General features: G+C 70.0%; 17 protein-coding genes. 8 read left to right on the top strand and 9 right to left on the bottom strand.

The genetic code is table 11. The annotated features are described in order from the left end of the window. Positions 1–94: 94 nt before the first annotated feature. The 3 genes from OWM54_RS21590 to OWM54_RS21600 form a co-directional block, all read right to left on the bottom strand. A complete protein-coding gene (locus OWM54_RS21590) occupies positions 95–1,549 on the bottom strand; it encodes a DUF1570 domain-containing protein (protein WP_267698687.1) in 1,455 nt (484 codons plus the stop codon). A gap of 37 nt (positions 1,550–1,586) precedes the next feature. Then, positions 1,587–2,465 carry an SDR family oxidoreductase gene (locus OWM54_RS21595; RefSeq protein ID WP_267698688.1) on the bottom strand — a complete coding sequence of 293 codons (879 nt, stop codon included), beginning with the start codon at positions 2,463–2,465 and terminating at the stop codon, positions 1,587–1,589. Positions 2,466–2,530: 65 nt separating this feature from the next. Continuing rightward, positions 2,531–3,166 carry a TetR/AcrR family transcriptional regulator gene (locus OWM54_RS21600; RefSeq protein WP_223749425.1) on the bottom strand — a complete coding sequence of 212 codons (636 nt, stop codon included), beginning with the start codon at positions 3,164–3,166 and terminating at the stop codon, positions 2,531–2,533. A 101-nt stretch (positions 3,167–3,267) separates the two neighbouring features. Between OWM54_RS21600 and OWM54_RS21605 the strand changes: the two genes are divergently transcribed. Genes OWM54_RS21605 through OWM54_RS21615 form a run of 3 tightly spaced genes read left to right on the top strand, consistent with a single transcriptional unit; the run spans position 3,268 to position 8,617 of the window. Beyond that, positions 3,268–4,977, top strand: coding sequence for an acyclic terpene utilization AtuA family protein (locus OWM54_RS21605; RefSeq protein ID WP_267698689.1), 1,710 nt, complete (start codon positions 3,268–3,270; stop codon positions 4,975–4,977). A 5-nt stretch (positions 4,978–4,982) separates the two neighbouring features. Then, on the top strand, positions 4,983–6,599 hold the full coding sequence (locus tag OWM54_RS21610) for an acyl-CoA carboxylase subunit beta (RefSeq protein ID WP_267698690.1): 1,617 nt from the start codon (positions 4,983–4,985) through the stop codon (positions 6,597–6,599). A 14-nt stretch (positions 6,600–6,613) separates the two neighbouring features. Next, the gene (locus OWM54_RS21615) at positions 6,614–8,617 is read left to right on the top strand and encodes an acetyl-CoA carboxylase biotin carboxylase subunit (RefSeq protein ID WP_267698691.1); all 2,004 of its coding nucleotides are present in this window, start codon (positions 6,614–6,616) and stop codon (positions 8,615–8,617) included. A gap of 99 nt (positions 8,618–8,716) precedes the next feature. On the opposite strand, the gene OWM54_RS21620 is transcribed toward OWM54_RS21615, so the two are convergent. Both OWM54_RS21620 and OWM54_RS21625 read right to left on the bottom strand, forming a co-directional pair. Continuing rightward, positions 8,717–11,092, bottom strand: a complete 2,376-nt coding sequence (locus OWM54_RS21620; RefSeq protein WP_267698692.1) for a YfhO family protein — start codon at positions 11,090–11,092, stop codon at positions 8,717–8,719. A 107-nt stretch (positions 11,093–11,199) separates the two neighbouring features. Next, positions 11,200–12,387 carry an MFS transporter gene (locus OWM54_RS21625; protein ID WP_223749420.1) on the bottom strand — a complete coding sequence of 396 codons (1,188 nt, stop codon included), beginning with the start codon at positions 12,385–12,387 and terminating at the stop codon, positions 11,200–11,202. Positions 12,388–12,500: 113 nt separating this feature from the next. On the opposite strand from OWM54_RS21625, the gene OWM54_RS21630 reads away from it, so the two are divergent. Next, the gene (locus tag OWM54_RS21630; protein ID WP_267698693.1) at positions 12,501–13,052 is read left to right on the top strand and encodes a 2-oxoglutarate and iron-dependent oxygenase domain-containing protein; all 552 of its coding nucleotides are present in this window, start codon (positions 12,501–12,503) and stop codon (positions 13,050–13,052) included. 32 nt (positions 13,053–13,084) lie between these two features. On the opposite strand, the gene OWM54_RS21635 is transcribed toward OWM54_RS21630, so the two are convergent. From OWM54_RS21635 to OWM54_RS21650, 4 genes are all read right to left on the bottom strand, one after another. After that, positions 13,085–13,459: a metal-sulfur cluster assembly factor gene (locus tag OWM54_RS21635; protein WP_267698694.1), complete on the bottom strand. Its 375-nt coding sequence runs from the start codon at positions 13,457–13,459 to the stop codon at positions 13,085–13,087. After that, positions 13,456–14,529 carry an amidohydrolase family protein gene (locus OWM54_RS21640; RefSeq protein WP_141324563.1) on the bottom strand — a complete coding sequence of 358 codons (1,074 nt, stop codon included), beginning with the start codon at positions 14,527–14,529 and terminating at the stop codon, positions 13,456–13,458. The genes OWM54_RS21635 and OWM54_RS21640 overlap by 4 nt, the downstream gene beginning before the upstream one ends. A 47-nt stretch (positions 14,530–14,576) precedes the next feature. Further along, positions 14,577–16,916, bottom strand: a complete 2,340-nt coding sequence (locus tag OWM54_RS21645) for a PAS domain S-box protein (protein WP_223749417.1) — start codon at positions 16,914–16,916, stop codon at positions 14,577–14,579. Between the two features lie 250 nt (positions 16,917–17,166). Beyond that, the gene (locus OWM54_RS21650; protein WP_223749416.1) at positions 17,167–17,910 is read right to left on the bottom strand and encodes an SAM-dependent methyltransferase; all 744 of its coding nucleotides are present in this window, start codon (positions 17,908–17,910) and stop codon (positions 17,167–17,169) included. Between the two features lie 404 nt (positions 17,911–18,314). Between OWM54_RS21650 and OWM54_RS21655 the strand changes: the two genes are divergently transcribed. From OWM54_RS21655 to OWM54_RS21670, 4 genes are all read left to right on the top strand, one after another. Next, positions 18,315–19,814, top strand: a complete 1,500-nt coding sequence (locus OWM54_RS21655; protein WP_223749415.1) for a M20/M25/M40 family metallo-hydrolase — start codon at positions 18,315–18,317, stop codon at positions 19,812–19,814. A 146-nt stretch (positions 19,815–19,960) separates the two neighbouring features. Continuing rightward, complete coding sequence (locus tag OWM54_RS21660; protein WP_267698695.1) at positions 19,961–21,079, top strand: hypothetical protein; 1,119 nt, start codon at positions 19,961–19,963, stop codon at positions 21,077–21,079. Further along, complete coding sequence (locus tag OWM54_RS21665; RefSeq protein ID WP_267698696.1) at positions 21,076–21,852, top strand: hypothetical protein; 777 nt, start codon at positions 21,076–21,078, stop codon at positions 21,850–21,852. Before OWM54_RS21660 ends, OWM54_RS21665 begins: the two co-directional genes overlap by 4 nt. A gap of 141 nt (positions 21,853–21,993) precedes the next feature. Beyond that, the gene (locus OWM54_RS21670) at positions 21,994–23,220 is read left to right on the top strand and encodes an adenylate/guanylate cyclase domain-containing protein (protein WP_223749412.1); all 1,227 of its coding nucleotides are present in this window, start codon (positions 21,994–21,996) and stop codon (positions 23,218–23,220) included. The last annotated feature ends 20 nt before the right edge of the window (positions 23,221–23,240 follow it).

Here is a 23,240-nt window from a genome sequence, read left to right on the forward strand (position 1 = left end):
ACGATTCCCACGGACCCCGGGGAGGGTTCATCCCTCTCTCATGATGAGTCCTTGGAGCCCATACAGAGACATCAGGGGATGGGAGGCTTCGGGCTCAGCGAGGAGGCCGGTTGGCGTTGCACTTGCGCTCGAAGGTGCGCAGCCGCTCTTCCATCGCCTCGCGGAAGTCGGCGGTGGTGGACCCATCGAGCAGGTCCCGGACCCGGTACTGCAGGCGCTTCGCCTTGGAGCAGCCATCGGAGCGGAAGGACAGGAAGGCCAGGGACGTCAGCGCGGCGGGGCTGCGAGGGGCCAGCTCCAGGGCGCGGCGGGCCGTGGGCAGGCCTTCCTCCAGGTTGCCCGTCTCGTTGTAGCTGTCGGCGACGCGGACGAGGGTGGAGACGTCATCGCGGGCCAGGCTGGTCGCGCGCCGTCGCGCATCCGCCTGCGCGCCCGGCTCGAGGGACGGGTCCAGCAGCTCCGCCAGCAGCATCCAGGCGCGCGCATCGTCGGGATGGTCCCGCACCAACGCATGGGCTCGCTGGAGCTGCTCCGGCGTGTCCTCCGACAAGCGCGCGGCGAGCGTCGCCGCGTCGACATGGGTCGGCGCTTCGCCCAGGGCCCGCTGGACCTCGGCGAGCGCCTCCGCCCGCGCGTCCTTCCCTGGCGCATGCATCAGGACGCGCGCGCGCAGGACGTGGACATCGGCGGAGCCGAGTGCGCGCACGGTGACCTCCTCCGGGATGGCGGGGAGCGGTGACGCGCGAGGGACATACCGCTCGCGAGAGGCGTGCCGGCGCACACCGCTCCGCAGCGCGTCCAGGTCTCCGAAGGTCGTCTCCCACGTGGCGCGTGAGTCCTCGCCCTGGGCCAGCGACGCGAGCCACTTGCCGAAGCGCGCCGGCTGCTCCTGCGCGAGGAAGTGCACCCAGAGCCACGCGGAGGCGTCGCGCCACTGCTGCTCCTCGGGGCTCGGCTTCAGCACATGCTCCTGTTCCCAGAGCGCGTCGATGTCGAGCCACCCCTTCTCGCGGACCCGCTCCAGGCTGGGCGCATCCTCCCGCCCCAGCACGGCCTCGCGGGTGCCGTGCTCGACGCGCACGGTCTCCAAGTAGCGGGCGAGCCCCTCCGCGAGCCACCGGGGGCGGCTCTGCAACACGCGACGGCTCAGCTCGTAGCCCAGCGCGCGGGCCCGCGTCCTTGCTCCTCGCTCCGAGTCCTCCTGGGTGATGACGAGCAGCGCCCCTTCGGCGGACATCGCGGAGAAGCCACCGGAAGTCCCAGGGACGAGCGCCTCCAACTCGGCGGCGTCGCGCAGGAGCACGACGTCCATCGCGCCGGGGATGTCCTCGTCCCCGCCCCACAGCCGCGACACGGCGCCGCGGAGCGTCTCCAACTCGAGCGCGGCTCGCGTGGCCTCCTGGGGCTCCACGTTCGTCAGGACGCGGAAGTGTCGGCTGCGGACCTCGGTCCAGACCGCGTCATCCTCGCGAGGAGACGGCGCGCGCGTGCTCGCGCAGCCCGACACCATCGCCAGCATCCACCCCACCCAGAGAACCCGGAATGCCATCCCGGATTCTTGTCATGGCCGCGAGGTGGGACGCGAATCATTCCTCCGCGGGGCCACCCAGGATGCGCGGCGCGGCGGCGCGGTGGAAGCCCTCGTAGGGCTTGGACGCGCTGGTCTCCTCCAGCGGAAAAATCTTGGTGTTGCAGGACGCGCCACCGTCAATCTTGATGACCTCGCCGGTGATGAACGCGGCCACGTCCGACAGCAGGAACACAATCGCGCCGCTCACCTCGGCCTCGGTGGCGAGCCGGTGCAGGGGCACCTCCTGCTTGAGCATGGGGATGAGCGCCTTGACGCCCTCGTCCTGGTAGCTGTCCATGCCGCTGGAGGCCACCCACCCGGGCGCCACCGCGTTGACGCGCACCCCGGCGAAGGCCCACTCCACCGCCGCCGTCTGCGTCAGGTTGAGCATGCCCATGCGCGCCGCGCCTGAGTGCCCCATTCCCGGCATGCCGCCCCACGCATCCGCGAGCATGTTGACGATGGAGCCTCCCGTCTGGCTCATCGACTGGTTGAACACCTCGCGCGCCACCAGGAAGCCTCCCGTGAGGTTGGTGGCCACCACCGCCTCGAAGCCCTTCTTCGAGATTGCCGACAGCGGCGAGGGGAACTGCCCGCCCGCGTTGTTCACCAGCCCGTGGATGCGCCCGCGCGCCGCGACGATGCGCGCCACCGTGGCCTTCACGCCCTCCTCGTCGCGGATGTCCACCGTCTCCAGCGAGCACTCGCCGCCGTCCTCGCGGAGCTCCGCCGCCACCTTCTCCAGCTTGTCCGGCTTGCGGCCCACCAGGATGACGTGCGCGCCGAGCGCCGCCAGCTCGTGCGCCGTACAGCGGCCGATGCCGCTGCCGCCTCCGGTGACGATGATGTTCTGTCCCTTGAACAACCCCGGCGCGAATACGGAGCGGTAGCCCATGTGCTCTCCCGATGTGGCCCCGCCCGAGTGTCGTCGGGGCGTGTTGTCGCGAACGTCGCGGCCCGTCAGTCCTCCGCCTTGCGCCCGGACCGGGGACGCAGCGCGTCCTCCAGCGTGAGCGCCCAGCGGTGGAGAATCTTCTTTCGCCGCGCGCTGTCGTCGCGCAGCAGGTTCGCCAGCCCCAGGCCGCGCACCAGGTCCAGCGTCGCCTGCACCAGCTCGCGCACGCCCGGCTCGCGCTCGTCCACGCCGAGCAGCGACACCGTCAGCCGGTGCACCTCCCGCCCCACCTTCGTCTCCACCGGCACCAGCTGCGAGCGCAGCTCCTCGTCCGTGCTCGCCGCCACCCACAGCTGCACGGCCGCGACGAACAGCGGGTGCGTGTAGAAGCCCGCCAGCATGTGGAGGATGCTCTCCGTGCGACGCTGGTCCGCTGGCAGCCGGGCCGCCCGCCGACCGAGCTCCTCCATCTGCTGATGGCCCACGTACTCGACCGCGGCCGCCACCAAATCACCGCGCGTGGGGAAGTGGTGCTGACAGGCGCCGCGGGACACGCCGGCCCGCTCGGCGATGACCGTCATCGTCGCGCCCGCCCACCCCAGCTCCGACAGGGCGCTGATGGCCGCCTCCATCAGTCGCTGCCGGGTGACGCGGCTGCGCTCCTGCTCCTGTCTTCCTGTCGCGGCCGGTGCCTCGCTCACGAGGTCAGCTTGGAAGCCGCCCTGGAAAAAAGCAAGCGCGCTTGCTTTTTTAGGCATGGCCTCCCACACTGCTCCGCATTCAGGCAGGACGTGGAGAGCGCATGAGCGAGTCCCCCCTCCGTATCGGCAACGCGTCGGGTTTCTACGGTGACCGGTTCTCGGCCGTCCGGGAGATGCTCGAGGGCGGCCAGCTGGACGTCCTCACGGGCGACTACCTGGCGGAGCTGACGATGTTGATTCTCGGTCGGGACCGGATGAAGGACCCGGCCACCGGCTACGCCAAGACCTTCCTGCGGCAGATGGAGCAGTGTCTGGGATTGGCGCTGGAGAAGAAGGTGCGCATCGTCGCCAACGCGGGGGGCCTGAATCCGGCCGGGCTCGCCGAGGCGCTGCGAGCGCTCAATGACAAGCTGGGACTCAAGGCCCGCATCGCGCACGTGGAGGGGGACGACCTCTCCGGCAGCGCGGACGCGCTGGGTCTGGGCTCGCCCATCACCGCGAACGCGTACCTGGGCGGCTGGGGCATCGCCGAGTGCCTGCGCGCGGGCGCGGACATCGTCGTCACCGGCCGCGTGACGGACGCGTCCCTGGTGGTGGGGCCGGCGGCCGCGCACTTCGGCTGGAAGAAGGATGACTGGGACAAGCTCGCGGGCGCGATGGTCGCGGGCCACGTGCTGGAGTGCGGCACGCAGGCCACGGGCGGCAACTACTCCTTCTTCAAGGAGATCGACGTGCGCCGTCCGGGCTTCCCGCTGGCGGAGGTGTTCGCGGACGGCTCGTCCGTCATCTCCAAGCACGCGGGCACGGGCGGCGCGGTGACGGTGGACACGGTGCTCGCGCAGCTGCTCTATGAAGTCACGGGTGCGCGCTACGCGGGGCCGGACGCCACGGCCCGCTTCGATTCGATTGCCCTGACGGCGGACGGCAAGGACCGGGTGCGCATCAGCGGCGTGCGCGGCGAGCCGCCTCCGCCCACCGTGAAGGTGTGCCTCAACCACCTGGGTGGCTACAAGAACGAGGCGACGTTCGTCCTCGTGGGCCTGGACATCGAGGACAAGGCGCGGCTCATCCGCGAGCAGATGGAGGCGGCGCTCACGCGCAAGCCGAGCGAGGCGCACTGGACGCTGGTGCGCACGGACCGCGAGGACGCGGCCACGGAGGAGCAGGCCGCCGCGTTCCTGCGCGTGGTGGTGAAGGACCAGGACCAGAAACTGGTGGGCCGAGCGTTCAGCGGCGCCGCGGTGGAGCTGGCGCTGGGCACCTACCCGGGCTTCACCATGACGGCGCCGCCCTCGGATGGCGCGCCGTATGGTGTCTACACGCCGGCCTATGTCGACGCGAGCAAGGTGGAGCACGTGGCGGTGCTGCCCGACGGCACGCGCACCGCCATCACGCCGCCCGCGCAATCTCAGGCGCTGGCGCCGGTGGAGCCGCTCCCGTTGACGGAGCCGCTGTCCTCGGGGCCCACGCGCCGGGTGCCGCTGGGTCGGCTGGTGGCGACTCGCAGCGGTGACAAGGGCGGCATGGCGAACATCGGCGTGTGGGCGCGCTCGGATGAGGCGTGGCGCTGGCTGTCGCGCTTCCTCACGGCGGAGAAGCTGAAGGAGCTGCTCCCGGAGGCCGCGGCCTTCCCGGTGGAGCGGCACGTGTTCCCGAAGCTGCGCGGGTTGAACTTCGTGGTCGATGGAATCCTGGGCGAGGGCGTGTCGTCGTCGACGCGCTTCGACCCGCAGGGCAAGGCGCTGGGCGAGTGGCTGCGCTCGCGTCACGTGGACATTCCCGAGTCGCTGCTGCGCGAAGGAGAGGGGTGAGGCCGATGCCGAGAATCACTTCCAAGGTCAACCCGGGCTCGGAGACGTTCCAGGCGCAGCGCGCGGACATGCTCGCGAGGCTGGGCGAGCTGCGCGGCGTCGAGGCCAAGGTGCGCGCCACCGAGGAGAAGGCGCGCGAGAAGTTCCACAAGCGCGGCCAGATGCTGCCCCGCGAGCGGCTGATGATGCTGCTGGACCGGGGCTCGCCGTTCCTGGAGCTGTCCACGCTGTGTGGCTACGGCTACCACGACGACAGCGACGGCTCGCTGGCGGGCGGCAACAGCATCGCGGGCATCGGCTACGTGTCCGGGGTGCGGTGCTTCGTCTTCGTGAACAACTCCGCCATCAAGGGCGGCACCGCGTCGCCGTGGGGTGTGCAGAAGGCGCTGCGCGGGCAGGCCATCGCGCTGCAGAACAAGCTGCCCATGGTGTCGCTGGTGGAGAGCGGCGGCGCCAATCTGATGTACCAGCAGGAGATCTTCATCCCGGGTGGAGAGACCTTCTACAACCAGGCACGGATGTCCGCGGCGGGCATCCCGCAGGTCACCGTGGTCCACGGCTCCAGCACGGCGGGCGGCGCGTACCTGCCGGGCCTGTCCGACTACGTGGTGATGGTGAAGAAGAAGGCGAAGGTGTTCCTCGCGGGCCCGCCCTTGCTCAAGGCGGCCACGGGCGAGGTGGCCACGGACGAGGACCTGGGCGGCGCGGAGATGCACGCCACCGTCGCGGGCACCGCGGACTACCTGGCCGAGGACGACGCCGACGCCATCCGCATGGCGCGCGAAATCGTGTCCAAGCTCGGCTGGAACGAGCGGCTGGCGGCCCAGTCGAAGGCGCCCTACGCGGAGCCGCTGTACTCGCCGGACGAGCTGGCCGGCGCGATTCCGGCGGACTACCGCAAGCCGTATGACTGCCGGGAAATCATCGCGCGCATCGTGGACGGCTCGGAGTTCACGGGCTTCAAGGACGCGTACGACGCGCACACCGTCTGCGGCTGGGCGAGCCTGTTCGGCGGGCCCATCGGCATCATCGGCAACAACGGGCCCATCAGCCCGAAGGGCGCGACGAAGGCGGCGCAGTTCATCCAGCTGTGCTGCCAGTCGAACACGCCCATCGTGTACCTGCAGAACACCACGGGGTACCTGGTGGGGACGCAGCCGGAGCAGGGCGGCATCGTCAAGCACGGCTCGAAGATGATTCAGGCGGTGGCGAACGCCACGGTGCCGCAGGTGACGCTGCTGGTGGGCGGCTCGTTCGGCGCGGGCAACTATGGCATGTGCGGACGTCCGTTCCACCCGCGCTTCATCTTCGCGTGGCCCAACGCGCGCACGGCGGTGATGGGCGGCGAGCAGGCGGCGAAGGTGATGTCCATCGTCTTCGGCGAGAAGCTGGCGCGCGAGGGCCAGGTGGTGGACGAGGAGGCCATCCGCGCCTTCACGCAGCCCATCGTCGACCAGTTCGACAAGGAGTCGCATCCCTTCAACGCCTCGGCGCGGCTGTTCGACGACGGCATCATCGACCCGCGCGACACGCGGCGGGTGCTCGGGTTCGTGCTGTCCATCTGCCGCGAGGCGGAAGCGCGGCCGGTGAACCCCAATAGCTTCGGCGTCGCACGCCTGTGAGAGGAGCGGACGGGATGGAGCGTTTCAACAAGGTCCTCATCGCGAACCGGGGTGAAATCGCGGTGCGGGTGATTCGCACCTGCAAGCGGCTCGGCTTCCGGACGGTGGCGGTGTTCTCGGAGGCGGACCGGGGCGCGCCGCACGTGCTCGCCGCGGACGAGGCGGTGCCCATCGGCCCGTCGCCCGCGAAGGAGTCGTACCTGGTCATCGAGAAGCTCATCGGCGCGGCGAAGGCGTCGGGGGCACAGGCTATCCACCCGGGCTACGGCTTCCTCTCCGAGAACGCGGCCTTCGCGCGCGCGTGCAAGGACGCGGGGCTGGTGTTTATCGGTCCGGACGCGGAGGCCATCACGCTGATGGGCAACAAGCGTCAGGCCAAGCTGCGGATGATTGCGGCGGGCGTGCCGTGCATCCCGGGCTACGAGGCCTCGGACGCGGACGACGAGGCACTGGCGAAGGAGGGCGAGCGCATCGGCTTCCCGCTGATGGTGAAGGCGGCCGCGGGCGGCGGTGGTCGCGGCATGCGACTGGTGCACGAGGCGTCGCAGCTGAAGGCCGCGCTGAAGGGCGCCCGCTCGGAGGCGACGAACGCGTTCGGCAGCGGAGAGCTCATCCTGGAGCGCGCGGTCATCAACGCGCGGCACGTGGAGATTCAAGTCTTCGCGGACGAGCACGGCAACGCGGTGCACCTGGGCGAGCGCGACTGCTCGGTGCAGCGGCGTCACCAGAAGATCGTCGAGGAGAGCCCGTCACCCGCGGTGCACCCGCTGCTGCGCGAGAAGATGGGGCAGGTGGCCGTCACGGCGGCCAGGGCGATTGCCTACAAGGGCGCGGGCACCATCGAGTTCCTGCTGGCGCCGAACGGCGAGTTCTACTTCATGGAGATGAACACGCGTCTCCAGGTGGAGCACCCCGTCACCGAGCAGATTACCGGGCTGGATTTGGTGGAGTGGCAGCTGCGGGTGGCTTCCGGTGAGAAGCTGCCGCGCGCGCAGGAGGACATCACCTGGACGGGCCACGCCATCGAGGTGCGGCTGTGCGCCGAGGACCCGGCCAACCAGTACGCGCCGCAGGCGGGGAGGCTGCTCACGTGGCGGCTGCCTTCGCGTGAAGGCGTGCGCATCGACCACGGCGTGCGCGAGGGGCAGGACATCCCGCCCTTCTACGACTCCATGCAGGCGAAGGTGATTGCGTACGGCGCGGACCGAGAGATGGCGCGGCGGCGGCTCGTGGAGGCGCTGCACGAACTCACCGTGTTCGGAGTCACGACGAACAAGGACCTGCTGCTGCATGTGCTGGAGGATGGCGCGTTCCGCTCGGGGGCATACGACACGGGCTTCATCGGCAAGCACGCGGACGGCGCGACGCTGGAGCGGCTGTACCGCACGAGCGCTCGCGAGCGGGCGCTGGCGGCGGTGGCGCTGTTCCATGACGAGGCGCTGCGGCTCTCCAGGACGAGCGGAGTGGATGCCTCGCTGGTGAACTGGAACACGGCGTATTCGCACGCGGTGACGATGACGCTCGAGGACCGGAGCGGCGAGGCGAAGGTCTCCGTGCGCCCGGTGACCTCCGAGCAGTACGAGGTCGTCACGGGCGAGGAGAAGCTGGAGGTCTCCGTGCTGGGCCTCGCGGAGGGTGTGTTCGACTACGCCGTCGCGGGGGCTCGGGGGCGCGGGCGGTATCTGCGCGCTGGGGACTCGCTGTGGCTGGACCTGGGCTCGGGGGCGCGGTGCCTCACGGACGTGACGTTCCGTCCGCCGAAGTCGGCGGAGGGCGCGGGGACGGGACGGCTGCTCGCGCCGATGGACGGCCGCATCCTGCGCGTGGAGACGAAGCCCGGGGCCACGGTGAAGCCGGGGGACGTGCTCGTCGTCCTGGAGGCGATGAAGATGGAGTTCCAGCTCGTCGCGGACATCCCGGGCACGGTCGAGGCGGTGAACGCCTCGGTGGGTGGTCAGGTGAGCGCCAAGGCGTTGTTGGTGGTGCTGACCCCGGAGGCGAAGCCGAAGGAAGCGTGAGGTCGCGAGCAACGGAGGCTCGCTCGTGCCTCTGTGTCTGGCGCCCTCGGTGGTCAGCACGCACAGCGCGTCGAACGAATGGGTGATACGAGGTGCGATTCAGGAGGAAGTGATTCTGTGCGCGCGCCGCCGTGCCAGCACCATGGCGGTGGCCAGCGCGCACAGCGTCAGGGCGCCCACCCACAGTCCTGGCACCAGTCCGGGCGTCCGATAGCGCATCACCACGAGGTGTTCCCCCGCGGGCACCTCCACCGCGCGCACCGCGACATTGGCAGGAAGGATGGGCACGGACGCGCCGTCGAGGGTCGCGGACCAGCCGGGCTGGAGGGCGTCGTTGACCACCAGCACCGCGGGAGCGGCGGCCTCCACCTTCACCTCGAGATGCTCCGGTGTCACCCGGTTCACGGTGACATGGCCCGTTCCCGAGCCCTCCGCCACGGGCAGCGGCTCCGCGCACTCGATGACCGCCACCTCGCGACGGGGCAGCTCGGGCGCGCTCATGCGCAGCAGCGCTTCCTCGACCGAAGGAACGCACTCCGGTCGAGCCAGATGGATGCGCGGCGGCGCGTCCGGGTGGGTCAGCAACGTCAGCCCGAAGAGCGGGTCCTCCGCCGCAACCTGCGCGCGCGGCGGCAGTCCGCCCGACAACTCCTCGGTGCGCGCCAGCGAGAACGGCGTGGACAGACGAGGAGCGAGCACTCCGAACCAGCGCTCCAGATCTCCCTTGAGCTTGCGTACGCGGAGGCTCTCTCCGGGCAGGTAGCCCCCCGCGCTCTCGATGCCCCAGAACACCGGGGTGTCCGGCGCGAGCGCCGCCGTCTGCGCCAGGCTCAGCCGGTCCTTGTAGTCGTAGCCCTGGAGCCGTGGAGCACCATAGGACTTCACTCGCGTCATCACCCGCACGGGTTCCCCCGGGGGGACGGAGGCAAGGACCTGCTGGGCGAAGGGAGGCGGCGTCTCCAGGATTTCCGCGGGTGACACCTGATAGAGCGGTCCGTTCTCCAGGAAGAGTGCCACGCCCTGCACCACGACAAGTCCCGCGGAGAGGCGCGGGCGCCACGCCACCAGGGCGCACAAGAGCGCCAGCACCGCCGCTGTCGATGCCATCCGAACCACGTTGTGGGACAGGCCTTCCAGGGCGGGAGCGGGAATGTCCGGCCAGTGCGGCAGCACCCAGCCGTGTGTCCAGAGTCCGCCGAGCGACTCTCCCAACGCGATGGCGCCGCAGACGGCCGCCACCGAGCCCCCCGCGATGATGACCGCGCGCGCGTTGCCTCCCGGAGACAGGCACTGTCGCCAGCCCCACCCCGCGGCCACCGCGAGGCCCAGCACGAGAAAGGGGCCCAGCTTCTCCGGGTAGCGGAAGGGCCGCCACAAAGGCAGCACCTGATACACCCAGCCATAGACGGGCAGCGCCTGCCCCAGCGCGAGCAGCAATAGCAGCACCCACGCCGCCACCAGCACCCACGAGCGTCCCCGCCGCCACGAGCTCCCCACACCCGCCAGCGCCAGGACGAAGGCAGGCGTGCCGACGTAGAGCGAGTCCACCCACGCCCGCGTGAAGCCCCCGACGTAGACGAGCTTGCGCACCACGGCTTCCGGGATGCCGCGCATGCCCTGTGCGTCGGTGAGGAAGGGCCCGACCCACAGCTCGGCGAGGCGCAGTGGGTGCAACGAGAAGCGTTGTGCCTCCACCACGGAGCGGGCGCCAGGCTCGCCGCTCGACACCAGCCCCGCTGCGGGAAGCAACTGCGGCGCCGCCAGCAGTCCTCCCGTGACCACCAGCAGCAGACACGCTCCCACGCGTCGCGGCCACGTCTCCGAGGCGCGCAAGGGCTCCACGCACGCGAGCAGCACGCCCAGCGCCTGCACCACGGCGAACGCCTGTGCGTCTCCGGCAAACGCGACCAGGGCGAGCAGCAGACCGCCCGTCGCGAGCCGCCCCGGAGTCTGCTCTCGAATGAATCGCAGCACCCCCCACAGGGCCACGGGCAAGGCCGTGGCGGACAGGAGGTAGGTCGGATTGTTGGTGATGCAGACCAGGTATCCGCTGAAGGTGAACGTCAGCGCGCCGAACAAGGCCCCGGCCCGGGAAACGCGCAGCTCGCGCAGGAGCGCTGTCGTCCCGAGGAATGCGAGCGTGAAGCTCAGCATCATCGTGACCTTCACCGCGGTGCCAAGCGGCAGCAGCAGGTGGAGGAGCGTGGTGGGGTGGAAGGCGCCCGAGATGAAGATGGCGGGGAACGACTGGCCGAAGCCGTCGAAGGGGAACCAGTCCGGAAACTGTCCCTGGGATACGCGCGAGGCCCAGTAAGCGCGTATCGGATAGAAGACCCGCAGCGTGTCGCCTGCGAGGAAGACATCGCGCGAGAAGGTTGCCCGGAAGAAGAAGACCCCGGGCAGCGCGAGCGCCAGCACTCCGAGCAGCCAACCCCAAGCGCGGCGGTCATCGTCCGCCCGGTGGGGCGTTTCCATCGAGGCTCCCGAGAGGAGGTTTCTGTGTCGCCATCGTCCGCTGTTCCCGTCTCGACGCCAAGCGCCCTCTGCGCGCCGCGCCTCCGGGGGGGAGCTGGGAATGCGTCTCAGCGATTTCTCCCCGGGAGCAGTATCAGCAGTCCGGTGACACAGAGCGCGGCGCCCGCGGCGCAGACGCCCGTCCAGCCGGCGTGGGTCCACGCGGTGGTGCCGAGCCAGGAGCCGGCCGCGCCGCCGGCGAAGTAGGTCACCATGTAGAGCGTGTTGAGGCGGCTGCGAGCCTCGGGGCGCAGGGCGTAGACGCGGGTCTGGTTGGAGATGTGGTTGCCCTGAACGCCCAGGTCGAGCAGCACCACGCCCAGGGCGATGCCCCACAGCCAGCGCCCCAGGGGCCACATCACGACGAAGGACAGCAGCAGCACGCCGATGGCGAACATGTTGATGCGCCGGCCTCCGTGCGAGTCCGCGTAGCGACCGACGACGGGGGCGATGAGCGCGCCCACCACGCCGACGACGCCGAAGAGTCCGGCGACCTGGGGGCCGTAGTGCTCGGGGAGGCTCTCCAGATACAGGGCGAGCGTGGACCAGAAGACGCTGAAGGCGCCGAAGGTGAGGGCGCCGAGCACCGCGTGGATGCGCAGCACGGGCTCGGTGCGCGCCAGGTGCACGAGCGAGCGCATCAGCTCCGGGTACGGCATGGCGGCCACGGGCGGCTGCGAGGGCAGGGTGAAGCGCAGCACGACGGCGAGCAGGAGCATGAAGCCCGCGGCGAGCCAGAACATGGCGCGCCAGCCCAGGTGGGTGCCCACGAAGCCAGCGGCGGTGCGGGACAGGAGGATGCCGATGAGCAGGCCGCTCATCACGGTGCCCACCACGCGGCCGCGCTGCGCCGCGGGGGCGAGGTGCGCGGCGAAGGGGACGAGGAGCTGGGGGACGACGGTGGTGGCGCCCACGAGGAAGCTGGCGATGACGAGCCAGGGCAGGGTGGGAGCGAGCGCGGCGCCGACGAGGGCGAGGCTCACGAGCGCGGACATGGTGACGATGACGCGGCGGCGCTCCAGGCTGTCGCCGAGCGGGACGATGAGCAGCATGCCCGCCGCGTAGCCCACCTGGGTGAGCGTGGGCACCAGGCCGAGCATCCCGCCCGAGGCCCCGAGGTCCCGGCCGATGTCTCCGAGCAGGGGCTGGTTGTAATAGAGGTTGGCGGCGGTCGCGCCGGAGGCGGCGGCCATGAGCCACACGAGTCCGGGGCTGAGCGTGGCGTGCGGCGATTCGGAAGGTGCTGACGTGGACATGGCGGACGCGGCGCACTCTCCACCCGGGGGCAGGTCGGGTCCAGCGCCGTCATGCTCGCTTGCTCTGGAGGTGCCACACACGGTCCGAGTGCGGGCCGGTATAGGCTCCGAGCATGGCTGGAGTCCCCTCGTCTGGAAGTCTGCCTGTCATCGAGATGTCCCCGCTGTTCGACGCGTCCCGCTCCGAGGCTCGGCGGCAGGTGGCGCGAGACATCGAGCAGGCGTGTCGTGACACGGGCTTCTTCTACGTCTCGGGGCACGGTGTGCCCGACGCGCTCCTCGCGCGCATGGAGGATCTGAGTCACCGCTTCTTCGCGCTGCCGCGTGAGGCGAAGGAGGCGATGGACATGGCGCGGGGTGGCGCCGCGTGGCGAGGGTGGTTTCCGTTGGGTGGAGAGCTCACGTCGGGCAAGCCTGACCGCAAGGAGGGGCTCTACCTGGGCACGGAGCTGGGGCCCGAGCATCCGCGCGTGAAGGCGGGCTGGCCGTTGCACGGCGCGAACCTGTGGCCCGTGGATTTGCCGGAGCTGCGCGGCGTGGTGCTCCGCTCGTACCGCAGCAGCCCGTGGTCCTCGGAGGCACAGCCCATCACGAGCCACAACACCACCACCATCCATCGCGCCATACCCATCCCAAAGCAAAGGGCCCGTCACCCACCCGGATGACGAGCCCGCTCCAACCCAGACGAACAGCCGCTTCAGCGCGACGTCGGCGCCTCACCTCGGGGAATCATCCGTCCCCCGAGCATCGTGATTCGCTTCGCCGCCAGCCGCTCCCGGGCGTCCGGGTGGATGTCCTGCGGCGTCCACTTCAGGTCGTGGTCGAACTCCACGTGCACGGACTCGACACCCTCCTGGCCCGTGAGCCGCTGCTCGATCTCCCGCATGAAGTACGCGGCCATCATGCACATGGGCGAGGTGATGTGCAGACGCACCGTCACCTTCCCTTCCTGATGAACCACGCTCTCGATGAGCCCCATCTCCCCGATGCCCAGCGGCACGCCCGTGGCCAGGCTGCACGGGTCCGGAATCCCCTGGATGCGCTCGCGCAGCGCGCTCTCCACGGGCGTCACGGCCGCCCTCCCTGGTAGCTGTACGGCTGGATGTTCCCCTTCGCCTTCTTGCGCGCGAACTCGTCGTTCGCGATGCGCTTCTTCACCGCCTCCACGTCCACGCCCGCGTAGCGCGCGTAGTTGTCGCAGAGAATCATCCGCTTCACCTCGGGCGTCACCTGCATGCCGCACACCTGGGTGAGCTCCTCGGGCAGCTGGAAGTCGTTCCAGAACTTCTCCAGCGCCGGCTGCGGGTGGCTGAACACCGTGCCGGAGCCCCACATGATTTTCGCGGGGCCCGCCCACTTGAGCAGCTGCGCCAGCGACTCGGCGAACCAGCGCTCGCGCTTCACCAAGAGCGCCCCCGTGACCTCCAGGTTCACGTACACGTTGGGGAACAGCGACAGCTGCATGCCCGTCTCGTCCAGGAACGCCATGCCGCCGTGGACGATTTCGAAGTTCAGGTCCGGGAACGCATCCGCCGCGCCGCCGATGTCGTCGACCTTGTACGCCTCGATGGGCACCGCCCCCATCGGCAGGCCCTTGTGCACCGCGATGTTCTTGATGCCCAGCTTCTGCGCCCGCTCGAACAGCGGGAACGCGATGCGCGGGTCATCCATCCGCCAGCCCGTGTGCTTGAACGAGTCCCCCAGCCACGCCGCCGGATAGAGCTTCAGACCCGTGGGCTTGAGCTCCTCCACCTGCTTCTCCAGGTCCTCCAGCGCCGCCGTGCCCCGCAGCGGGTCCACGCCCGCGTACACCAGGAAGCGGTCCGGGAAGCGCCGCTTGATGTCGAGCGTCTTCTCGTACGAGCACAGCCCGTCCGTGTAGAGCGTCTGCAGCGGCAGCACGTGGTGCACCGCGAGGTCGACGTCGCTCTCCACGAAGAGGATGTGGGCCAGCTCGTCCACGGACCAGTCCTTCATGAACTGCTCCGGCTTCACGACACGGTGCGTGTCGCCGGACAGCCCCGAGTGCAGGCCGAAGATGAGCTGGGCCAGGGATTCGGCGTACTTCCCGGCACGCCAGTTGGACGGGTGCAGGTTGTACGCGTGCGTAACCGCATCGATGACGAATCCGCCGCCAATCACCAGGGAACTCCCTTCAGGGGCGCGCCGGGACATCCGGCGCGGTGGTTTCACTCCAGGCCGGAGACATCACCGTCAACTCCGACGGCCAATACCTCTCCGACCAGCTGCTGAATCATCTGCGCGTCGAACGGCTTCTCGATGCGCGGGTTGGGGATGCGCTCCAGGAACTGCCGCGCCCGGGCCGTGTACGAGCCGCCGGTGATGAAGATGAAGCGCAGGCTCAACCCCGGCTCCCGCTCGCGCACCCGCTCGTAGACGTCCATGCCGGTGATGCCTGGCATCATCAGGTCACAGAAGATGGCGTCGAAGGGAGCGCCCGAGTCCAGCTTCGCCAACGCCTCCTCGCCGCTGCTCACCACCGTCACCTGGTGGCGCTTGCCGATGATGCGCGCCAGTGAGCGACCCACCGCGGGCTCGTCGTCGATGACCAGCATCCGGCCGGCGCGCTCGGACGAGGGCGGCAGCAGCACGGGCACCTCGCGAGGCGCCGCGTCCGCGGGCGCGGGGGGCAGCAGCACCGTGAAGGTCGTCCCTTGGCCCGGCTCGCTGCGCACCGTGATGTCGCCGCCCAGGCCGCGCATGATGCCGTGGCAGATGGACAACCCCAGGCCCGTGCCCGAGCCCACCGCCTTGGTCGTGAAGAACGGGTCGAAGATGCGCGCGAGCACGCTGGGCGGCATGCCGCTGCCCGAGTCGCTCACGTCCACCGCGACGCCGCCATGCGGCCCCGGGCGCACCCAGAGCGTCACGTGCTGGTTCGTCGGGTCCCCCTCGGGGATGGCCTGCGCCGCGTTGACGACGAGGTTCAGGAACACCTGCCCCAGCCGAGACGCGTCCGCGTGCACCAGCGGCACGTCCTCGTACTTCTTGATGACCTGGGCGCGCGGGCGCAGCTCGCTGGAGGCCAGCTTGAGCGAGAACTCCAGCGACTCGCGCACGTCGAGCAGCTCGCGCCGCTCCTCGTCCTGACGGGAGATGTACTTCAGGTCCCGGACGATGTTGCGCACGCGGGTGGCGCCTTCGTGCGCCTCCTTGAGCAGCTCCACCGTGTCCTTCAGGGTCATGGACCAGCTCGGCGCCAGTGCGCCGTCGGGCAGCATCCTCCCCAGCTCGCCGCCCAGCCGGTGCATCGCGTCCAGGGCCGACTCCAGGTTGGCCATGACGTAGGTGAGCGGGTTGTTGATTTCGTGGCCCACGCCCGCGGCCAGCGTGCCCGCGAGCACCATCCGGTCCGATTGGAGCAGCTGGGCCTGCATGCGCTTGCGCTCGGTGATGTCGCGCGCCATCACGACGACAGCGCCCACGCCGTCGAAGTCCACGGGCAGCCCCGCGCTCTCCGCGTCGAACCAGGTGCCGTCGCGGCGCAGGTAGCGGATCTCGCGCAGCGGGGCCAGCTCGCCCCGGGCCACCACCGCGTGCACGCGCTGGCGCACCATGTCCAGGTCGTCCGGGTGGACGATGGTCCAGATGGACCGGCCGATGAGCTCGCTGGCGTGCTCGTACCGCAGCGCGCGCAGCAGCGTGGGGTTCACGTAGACGAAGCGCTGGTCGCGGTGGACGAAGATGACCTCGGGCGCCGTCTCGATGAGCTTGCGGAAGCTCTCCTCGGAGCGGTGCAGGGCCTCCTCGGTGCGCTTGCGCTCGGTGACGTCCTCGAAGGCGAACAGCCGGTAGCGGGACTCGTCGCCGCTGGCGCCCATGGGCGTGGACAGCCGGCGCAGGGTGCGGCCGTTGGTCAGCTGCGCCTCGTCCGCGTGCAGCGGAGGCGGGGTGTCTGCCTCCGTCGGGGAGACCAGGCGCAGCACGCTCGCGGCCTCACCCGCGCGCAGGCAGTGGCCGAGCACATCCTCGTGGGTCACCTGCCCCTTGCGGATGGCGCTCTCCAGCGACTCGATGCCCCACAGCTGGCAGAAGCGGCGGTTGGCGTAGAGCACCGCGCCCGTGCGCACCTCCACCACGTAGAGGCCCAGGGGCAGGCTGTCGCTCATCGCCCACGGCGGCAGCGGACCGCCGGGCTCGGAGGTGGTGGGGCCGGGCTCGAGCGCGGGAGGCGACTCCAGCCTGCGCACCGTGCAGTACAGCGGGCCGCCCACCGCGGAGCAGGCCACGCTCCACACCAGCCACGCCCACGTGCCGTCCCGACAGCGCCACCGGCAGGAGAAGCGGGTGGTGCCCATCCTCCGCGCCAGCGACTCCAACCGGGAGTCCACCTGGGCGAGGTCCTCGGGATGGATGAAGCCCCGATAGCCCTCCAGCCGCAGCTCCGTGGGAGACCAACCCACCGTCACGTTCCAGGCCGGGTTGGCTTCCAGAATCCGTCCCTGCGAGCCCAGCACCGCGAACAGCTCGGTCGAGAGCTCGAAGAATCGGTGAGCCCACTGCTCCATCAACATTGCGTTCCTTCGACGTCCTGAGGCTCGACACACCACGGCCCTGGGGGGAGGTCATGGCGTCGCTGGGGTGCGTGACGGGGACTAACGTGCCTTCAGCGACATAGACACCATTTCTGGAAAAAATGCATGTCCGTATTTCTTTGACCCAGGGGAGTGAGTGGGTGCCCGGGTGCAGGGCAACCACAGGGCCGAGCCCTGACGGTGGGGCTCAATTCCTGTCGCATTCCTGGAACCGCGCGAGCGCTCAAGTGGGGCGGCGCAACAGATAGAAGACGTAGCCGTAGGCGTGGCCATGGTGACGGTAGAGGTCCGTCTCGCGGTGGGCGCCGGCGATGACCTGGCGGAGGGGCTCGTCGGCGGTGGGGGCGAGGCGCCGGGCGCGCTCGAGCAGCGGGGTGTAGTAGTCGTCCCACCACGCGGAGGGCGGGAGGGTGAAGGTGTCCAGCACCTCCATGCCCGCGGCGAGCGCGGCGGCGCGGTTCTCCTCGACGGTGCCCATGGTGGGGTAGCCCTCAGTCCAGAACTCCACGGCCTCGGCGGGGCGGGTGTCGGTGAGCCAGGTGCACTCGGTGATGGCGGCGAGGCCGCCGGGTGCGAGCAGGGGCCGCCAGCGCGTGAGGCCGGGGCCGAAGCCCAGATGGTAGATGGCGCCCTCGGACCAGAGCAGGTCCACGGATTGGTGGGGGAGGTCGAGCGCACCCATGTCCTGACAGCGTGTCTGGATGAAGGCTTGCAGTCCTCGCGCGCGGGCGTCCTGCTCCAACTGCTGGAGGAAGGGTGGGTGGAGATCCACCGCGAGGATGTGGGTCCGCAAGGCTTCTGCGAGCGCCAGCGTCTGTCTTCCGTTGCCGCAGCCCAGGTCCACGACGCGGGGGGCGGGTGGCAGGGAGGGGAGGCGTCCCAATGCCTCACGTGTGCAGGCATCACTGCCAGGGCCCAACCGTGGCAGGTCGCTGTAGAGGGTGAAGAAGGCTTCGTCTGTCGTCATGGGCTCGTTCTTCGCTGAAGACCACAGTTGCCCACCCGTGGATGGCGCTGTGGCTGTAAAATTGAACCACTTCCTGGGAAAAGATTGTCCGCTTGTACGCTGAGTGAGGTGCCGGGCTTGACGGCGTTGCGAATGATCTTCAACATGCCCGCCACGTTTCCTCCCAAAGAGTGAGACGCAGCGGCGGCTATCGCCTCCCCCAAAAGCGATACCGCCGTATGAAGTCCCAGTTGAGCCCCGCGCGCCGCGTTCCCCCTCTCGGCGCGCGGTGGCCCCTGGGATTCTCCGAAATCCTCTCCAGCTTCACCAGGCAAGCGTCCGTGACTCGCACGGTGCGTCGAGCGCATCTGGCTTGCGAGCCCTGAGGGCCGGGCGGAGAGTGGGCGCCTCTTCCGGAGGTCCTCTTGCCCGTCTCCACGCTCATCCTGTCGTCATCCCTGGCGCTGCAGCTCGTGTCGGGCGCCGCCCCCGCCGCTCCCGCGAAGCCCCAGGCCCCCGCGAAGTCCGCCGCGCCCGCGAAGAAGGCGTATGCGCCGCCGCTGGCCGTGGCGGAGAAGCTGGTGGGCCCCGCGCTGACGGAAGGACACTCCTACGCGCGGCTCGCGGAGCTGACGGATGGGATTGGCCCGCGCCTGTCGGGCTCCGAGGGCGCCGCCGCCGCGGTGCAGTGGGCCCTCAAGAGCTTCAAGGCCGACGGCGTGAAGGCATGGACCGAGCCCGTGAAGGTGCCTCGCTGGGTGCGCGGCGAGGAGCGCGCGGAGATTCTCCCTTCCGCCACCACGCGCGGCCATCCGCTGTTCATCCTCGCGCTGGGTGGCAGCCCGCCCACGGCCCCCGAGGGCCTCACCGCCGAGGTGGTGGAGGTGACGTCGCTGGAGGCGCTCGCCACGCTGGGTGACTCGGTGAAGGGGAAGATCGTCTTCTTCAACCACACCATGTCGTCGCCCGCGGACTACGGCCGCTTCGCGGGGCTGCGCGGCCGAGGCCCGGCGCTCGCGGCGAAGGCGGGCGCGGTGGGCTCGCTGGTGCGCTCGCTGGCCACGGCGTCGCTGCGCACGCCGCACACGGGCTCCACCCGCTTCGATGACGAGGGGCCTCGCATCCCCGCCGCGTCGGTGACGACGGAGGAGGCGGACCAGCTGCACCGCCTGCTCGCGAAGGGCCCGGTTCGCGTGAAGATGGTGCTCGGGTGCTCGGAGCTCCCGGACGCGGACTCGCACAACGTGGTCGCGGAGATTCGGGGCCGCGAGAAGCCGCAGGAAATCGTCCTCATCAGCGCGCACCTGGACTCGTGGGACGTGGGGACGGGCGCGCATGACGACGGAGCGGGCGTGGTGATGGTGATGGAGGCCGCGCGGCTCATCGCGAAGCTGCCCCAGGCGCCCCGGCGCACGGTGCGGGTGGTGCTGTACATGAACGAGGAGAACGGCCTGCGCGGTGGCCGCGCGTACGCGGAGGCGCACGCGGCGGAGCTGTCCAAGCACGTGGCCGCCATGGAGATGGACTCGGGTGGCGGGCGGCCGGTGGCGGTGAGCCTGCGCTCTGGGCCGGGTGGCAAGGAGCTGCTGGAGCCGTGGCTGTCGCCGCTGGTGGCGCTCGGCGCGGCGCAGTTCTCCCCGCGCGAGGCCGGGGGCGCGGACATCAGCCCGCTGCTCCCCGCGCGCGTGCCGTTCTTCGGCGTGGAGGTGGACGCGAGCCGCTACTTCGATGTGCACCACACGCACGCGGACACGTTGGACAAGGTGGACCCTCAGGACCTGGCGCGGAGCACGGCCGCCACCGCGTGGGTGACGTATGCGATGGCCGAGTCCCCGGACACGCTCGCGCGGCCGGAGGCTCCGGCTGCGCCCCCGGGTGGCGGGGCTCCCGTGGCCGCCCCTGCGAAGGCCTCGTCGGGGCACTGAGCAGGGGAGGGGCTCGGGACTCCGGGCCCCTCCGTGGCGCCTGGACGGGCTCTGGGTGTCCGTGACTTAATTTTGTCGATAATCGAGTGATAGCTATCAGCGAGCTAGCTGGTTGCTAGGAATCGTAGCAGTATCGACAAAATTGAATGAAGCCCGATAGACCCCACTTCAGGGAAGAGTTCTGGAAGGACCCGCCGACGCTTCCGGCGGGCGTGGAGCTGGTGCGTCAGGAGGGGTTGATCATCCCGCGGACCGGTCCGGGAGGGGAGTCGGCTTATGACCTCGCGGAGGTCCGACTTCCGGAGGCCAGGGTCCCGGTGCTGTTGAGCTACCGCGCGCCCCTGTTCCCCGCGCAGGTGGTGGCCCAGAAGGACAAGCTGCTGTCGCTCCGCGAGCAGCTTCGTCACCGGGAAACGGACTTCGACAAGCTGCCGACCTTCCGTGTGCCGATGCTCGTCACCGACTCCGCGTCGCCTCGCGTGGTCGAGGCCTGCGCGAACGAAGAGCTCGCGCTGGTGGATCAACGCGGCACGTTCTTCCTGCGCACCGGGAGCACCTTCATCCGGATTCAGGGGCGCGGCTCCTCGAACCGCGTCCCTCGCGAGCCGGTGTTCCACGGCAAGGGCAGTCGCATCGTGCGCGCGCTGCTCGAGTCCCCCGGCCGTCGCTGGACGGTGCGCGCCCTCTCGGACCAGACCCAGACGAGCTACGCGTATGCGCATGGGGTCATCAAGCGACTCACCCAGGAGGGACTGGTGGACGTCAGCGGCGGCGTGCGCCTTCGCGAGCCCGTGGGGCTGCTCAAGACGTGGATGAAGCACGGACGTCCCACGGCCATCTCGAAGGAGGGGTTCAACGCGCCCTCCACGACGTCCCAGGCGCTCGAGGCGGGGTATCGGAGGCTGAGCTCCCAGGGGATTCGCTCCATCTTCTCCCTGGCGAGTGCCCTTGAACCCGAGGAGCGGTTCGTCTCGGGGCTGCCCCACGGGCTCTATCTCTCCGGTTCGCAGGAGGCGGCCATCCGCGCCTTCGAGCTGCGCCGGATGACGCCGCACAACTTCTGGATTCTCCGCGCGGAGCCCTCCGCGGAGACGGAGGTGGGAGGCATCTATTCCAGTCCGCGCGCCCTCCCGCATGGCCCGGGCGTGGCGCTCCCCCAACTGGCCGTGGACTTCCAGCACAGCGGCGGGCGTGGTGAGGAACAGGCGGACGAGCTGCTGCGTCGCTTCGCGAGGTCGTTGCCGCTCGTCGAGGACTTCGAGTGACCGACGAGGAGCGGTTCGACGAAATCCTGGGCGAGCTCCGGGAGCTGTTGCTCGACCTGGGAGCGCTGTCGACGCCCGTGATGCTCATCGGTGGACAGGTGCTCGCGTTGGAGTCGAAGCGCCGCGGAGGCTCGGGGGTCATCGCCGTCGAGACGGACACGGGCGTGGCCGTGGAGCGGGGGTTCTCGTTCGAGCCCGACCTGCTGTTCGACATGGACGGCTCGGAGTTCATGGCGGGCCGGCTCCCCGAGGTCTTCTCGGAACGAGGCTTCTCCCGACGCTCGAAGGGTTATCGTTGGTCGAAGGACCTGCCCAGTGGTCAGCGCATGGACCTGGACCTCTTCGCGCCAGGGGATGTGGAGGTCGACGCGCTCCCCACGCAGATGACGCCGCTGCTGGACTCTCGCGTCGCCCTGCGTCGGAGCCAGCAGGTGTCGCTCACCGTGGGCGGAAAGTCCCTGGCGATTCTGTTGCCCGACGCGGTGGGCTTCCTCACGATGAAGGAGCGCGCCAAGCGTGAGCATCGTCCCGAGAAGTCCAAGGACAGCTTCGACATGTTCGTCTACGTCAAGCTGGTGGGCGCGCAGTCCACGCGCGAGGCGCTCGACTCGGCGGGTGACGAGGGTGAGCGGCTGCGAGCGCGGCTGAAGACGCTCTTCTGGAGCAGGGACGCGGCGGGCGTTCAGGATGTCCTCACGTACGCGTCGCAGCATTCCTCCGACGAGCAGGAGTTGTTGGCGCAGGCCGTCGTCGACCTGTTCGACGAGCTGTGAGGTCCACGCACACTCGGGGGAGGGGCGGCGGGGACAGGCACCCGCCCGCTCGCTCTCCGAGGTCTCCGTTGACGCTCCGGGTTCGTCATGGTTGCTTCGCGCCCGGCCCGGCTCGGCCCGCCGGGGGGTGGTGAGTGCCTCGTGAAAGTGAATGCCGGAGACTCGCGAAGCCTTCGCGACCATGCCTTCTCCTCCGTGGTGGGCTGGCTCGCCGTGGAAGCAAGGCGTCTGCCCAATCCCGTGCCGCTGCTGTCGGGCCTGTGTGAACGGCTGACCGCGTGCGGTGTGCCCGTGTCGCGCGCCTCCATCGTCCTCTTCACGCTGCACCCGCTCCTGCACGCCCGGAGCTTCCGCTGGCGCGTCGGACATGGCGCCACCGCCGAGGTCCACCCCCACGGCCTCCAGCACCTGCCCGCGTTCTCGAAGAGCCCCTTCAAGGCCCTGCGCGAGGGGCTGCCCGTCATCCACCGCCGCCTGGAGCAGCCGCTCCCGGACGGCGACTTCCCCATGTTCACCGAGCTGCGCGCCGAGGGGCTCACCGAGTACCTCGCGCTGCCGGTGTGCTTCAGCGATGACTCGCGCCACGGCGTCTCCTGGGCCACCTCCGAGCCCGGGGGCTTCACGGACGCGCACCGCGCCCTGCTCCACGAGCTGCAGCCCATCCTGGAGCTGGTGCTGGAGGTCTTCGCGCGCAAGGACATGACGGGCGTGCTGCTCGACACGTACCTGGGCCGCGACGCGGGGCGCCGCGTCCTCCAGGGACAGATTCGGCGCGGCGACGGCGAGACGACCTCCGCCGTCATCTGCCTGAGCGACTTGCGCAGCTTCACCGCGCTGTCGGATGCGCTGCCCCGCGACGCATTGCTCGAGCTGCTCAACGCCTACTTCGAGACGATGGTCGGCGCCTTCCACTCGCACGGCGCGGAGGTGCTCAAGTTCATGGGCGACGCCGTGCTGGCCATCTTCCGCATCGACGACCACGCCCTCGTGGAGGACCGCTGCGCCGCCGCCGCGCGCACCGTGCACGAGGCGGTGCGTGCCAGCGAGCAGGACAACGCCTCGCGCCGCCGCAGGGGCCTGCCCACCTACGAGTTCGGCGCGTCGCTCCACGTCGGCGACGTGATGTACGGGAACATCGGCGCGTCGGACCGGCTCGACTTCACCGTCATCGGCCCGGCGGTGAACCTGGCCAGCCGCATCGCGGGCCTGTGCGCGGGGCTCAACGAGCCCGTGCTCCTCTCCGAGTCCTTCGTCTCCCACTACCGTGGCGACGTGAAGGACCTGGGGCACCACCCCGTCAAGGGCGTGCCCCACCCCGTGCGCATCTACACGCTCGACTCGGAGTCCTCCGCGCTCACCGCCGCGTGAGCCCGGCGCTGTCCCGTCCG

Origin of the sequence: Myxococcus sp. MISCRS1, from assembly GCF_026626605.1 — a bacterium.
In the GTDB taxonomy this organism is placed as follows: domain Bacteria; phylum Myxococcota; class Myxococcia; order Myxococcales; family Myxococcaceae; genus Myxococcus; species Myxococcus fulvus.

What these genes read in the sequence shown, in the direction of transcription:
- OWM54_RS21590 (WP_267698687.1), bottom strand. Translation starts at nt 1,549, where the DNA reads ATGGCATTCCGGGTTCTCTGGGTGGGGTGGATGCTGGCGATGGTGTCG.
- OWM54_RS21595 (WP_267698688.1), bottom strand. Translation starts at nt 2,465, where the DNA reads ATGGGCTACCGCTCCGTATTCGCGCCGGGGTTGTTCAAGGGACAGAAC.
- OWM54_RS21605 (WP_267698689.1), top strand. Translation starts at nt 3,268, where the DNA reads ATGAGCGAGTCCCCCCTCCGTATCGGCAACGCGTCGGGTTTCTACGGT.
- OWM54_RS21610 (WP_267698690.1), top strand. Translation starts at nt 4,983, where the DNA reads ATGCCGAGAATCACTTCCAAGGTCAACCCGGGCTCGGAGACGTTCCAG.
- OWM54_RS21615 (WP_267698691.1), top strand. Translation starts at nt 6,614, where the DNA reads ATGGAGCGTTTCAACAAGGTCCTCATCGCGAACCGGGGTGAAATCGCG.
- OWM54_RS21620 (WP_267698692.1), bottom strand. Translation starts at nt 11,092, where the DNA reads ATGGAAACGCCCCACCGGGCGGACGATGACCGCCGCGCTTGGGGTTGG.
- OWM54_RS21625 (WP_223749420.1), bottom strand. Translation starts at nt 12,387, where the DNA reads ATGTCCACGTCAGCACCTTCCGAATCGCCGCACGCCACGCTCAGCCCC.
- OWM54_RS21630 (WP_267698693.1), top strand. Translation starts at nt 12,501, where the DNA reads ATGGCTGGAGTCCCCTCGTCTGGAAGTCTGCCTGTCATCGAGATGTCC.
- OWM54_RS21645 (WP_223749417.1), bottom strand. Translation starts at nt 16,916, where the DNA reads ATGGAGCAGTGGGCTCACCGATTCTTCGAGCTCTCGACCGAGCTGTTC.
- OWM54_RS21650 (WP_223749416.1), bottom strand. Translation starts at nt 17,910, where the DNA reads ATGACGACAGACGAAGCCTTCTTCACCCTCTACAGCGACCTGCCACGG.
- OWM54_RS21660 (WP_267698695.1), top strand. Translation starts at nt 19,961, where the DNA reads ATGAAGCCCGATAGACCCCACTTCAGGGAAGAGTTCTGGAAGGACCCG.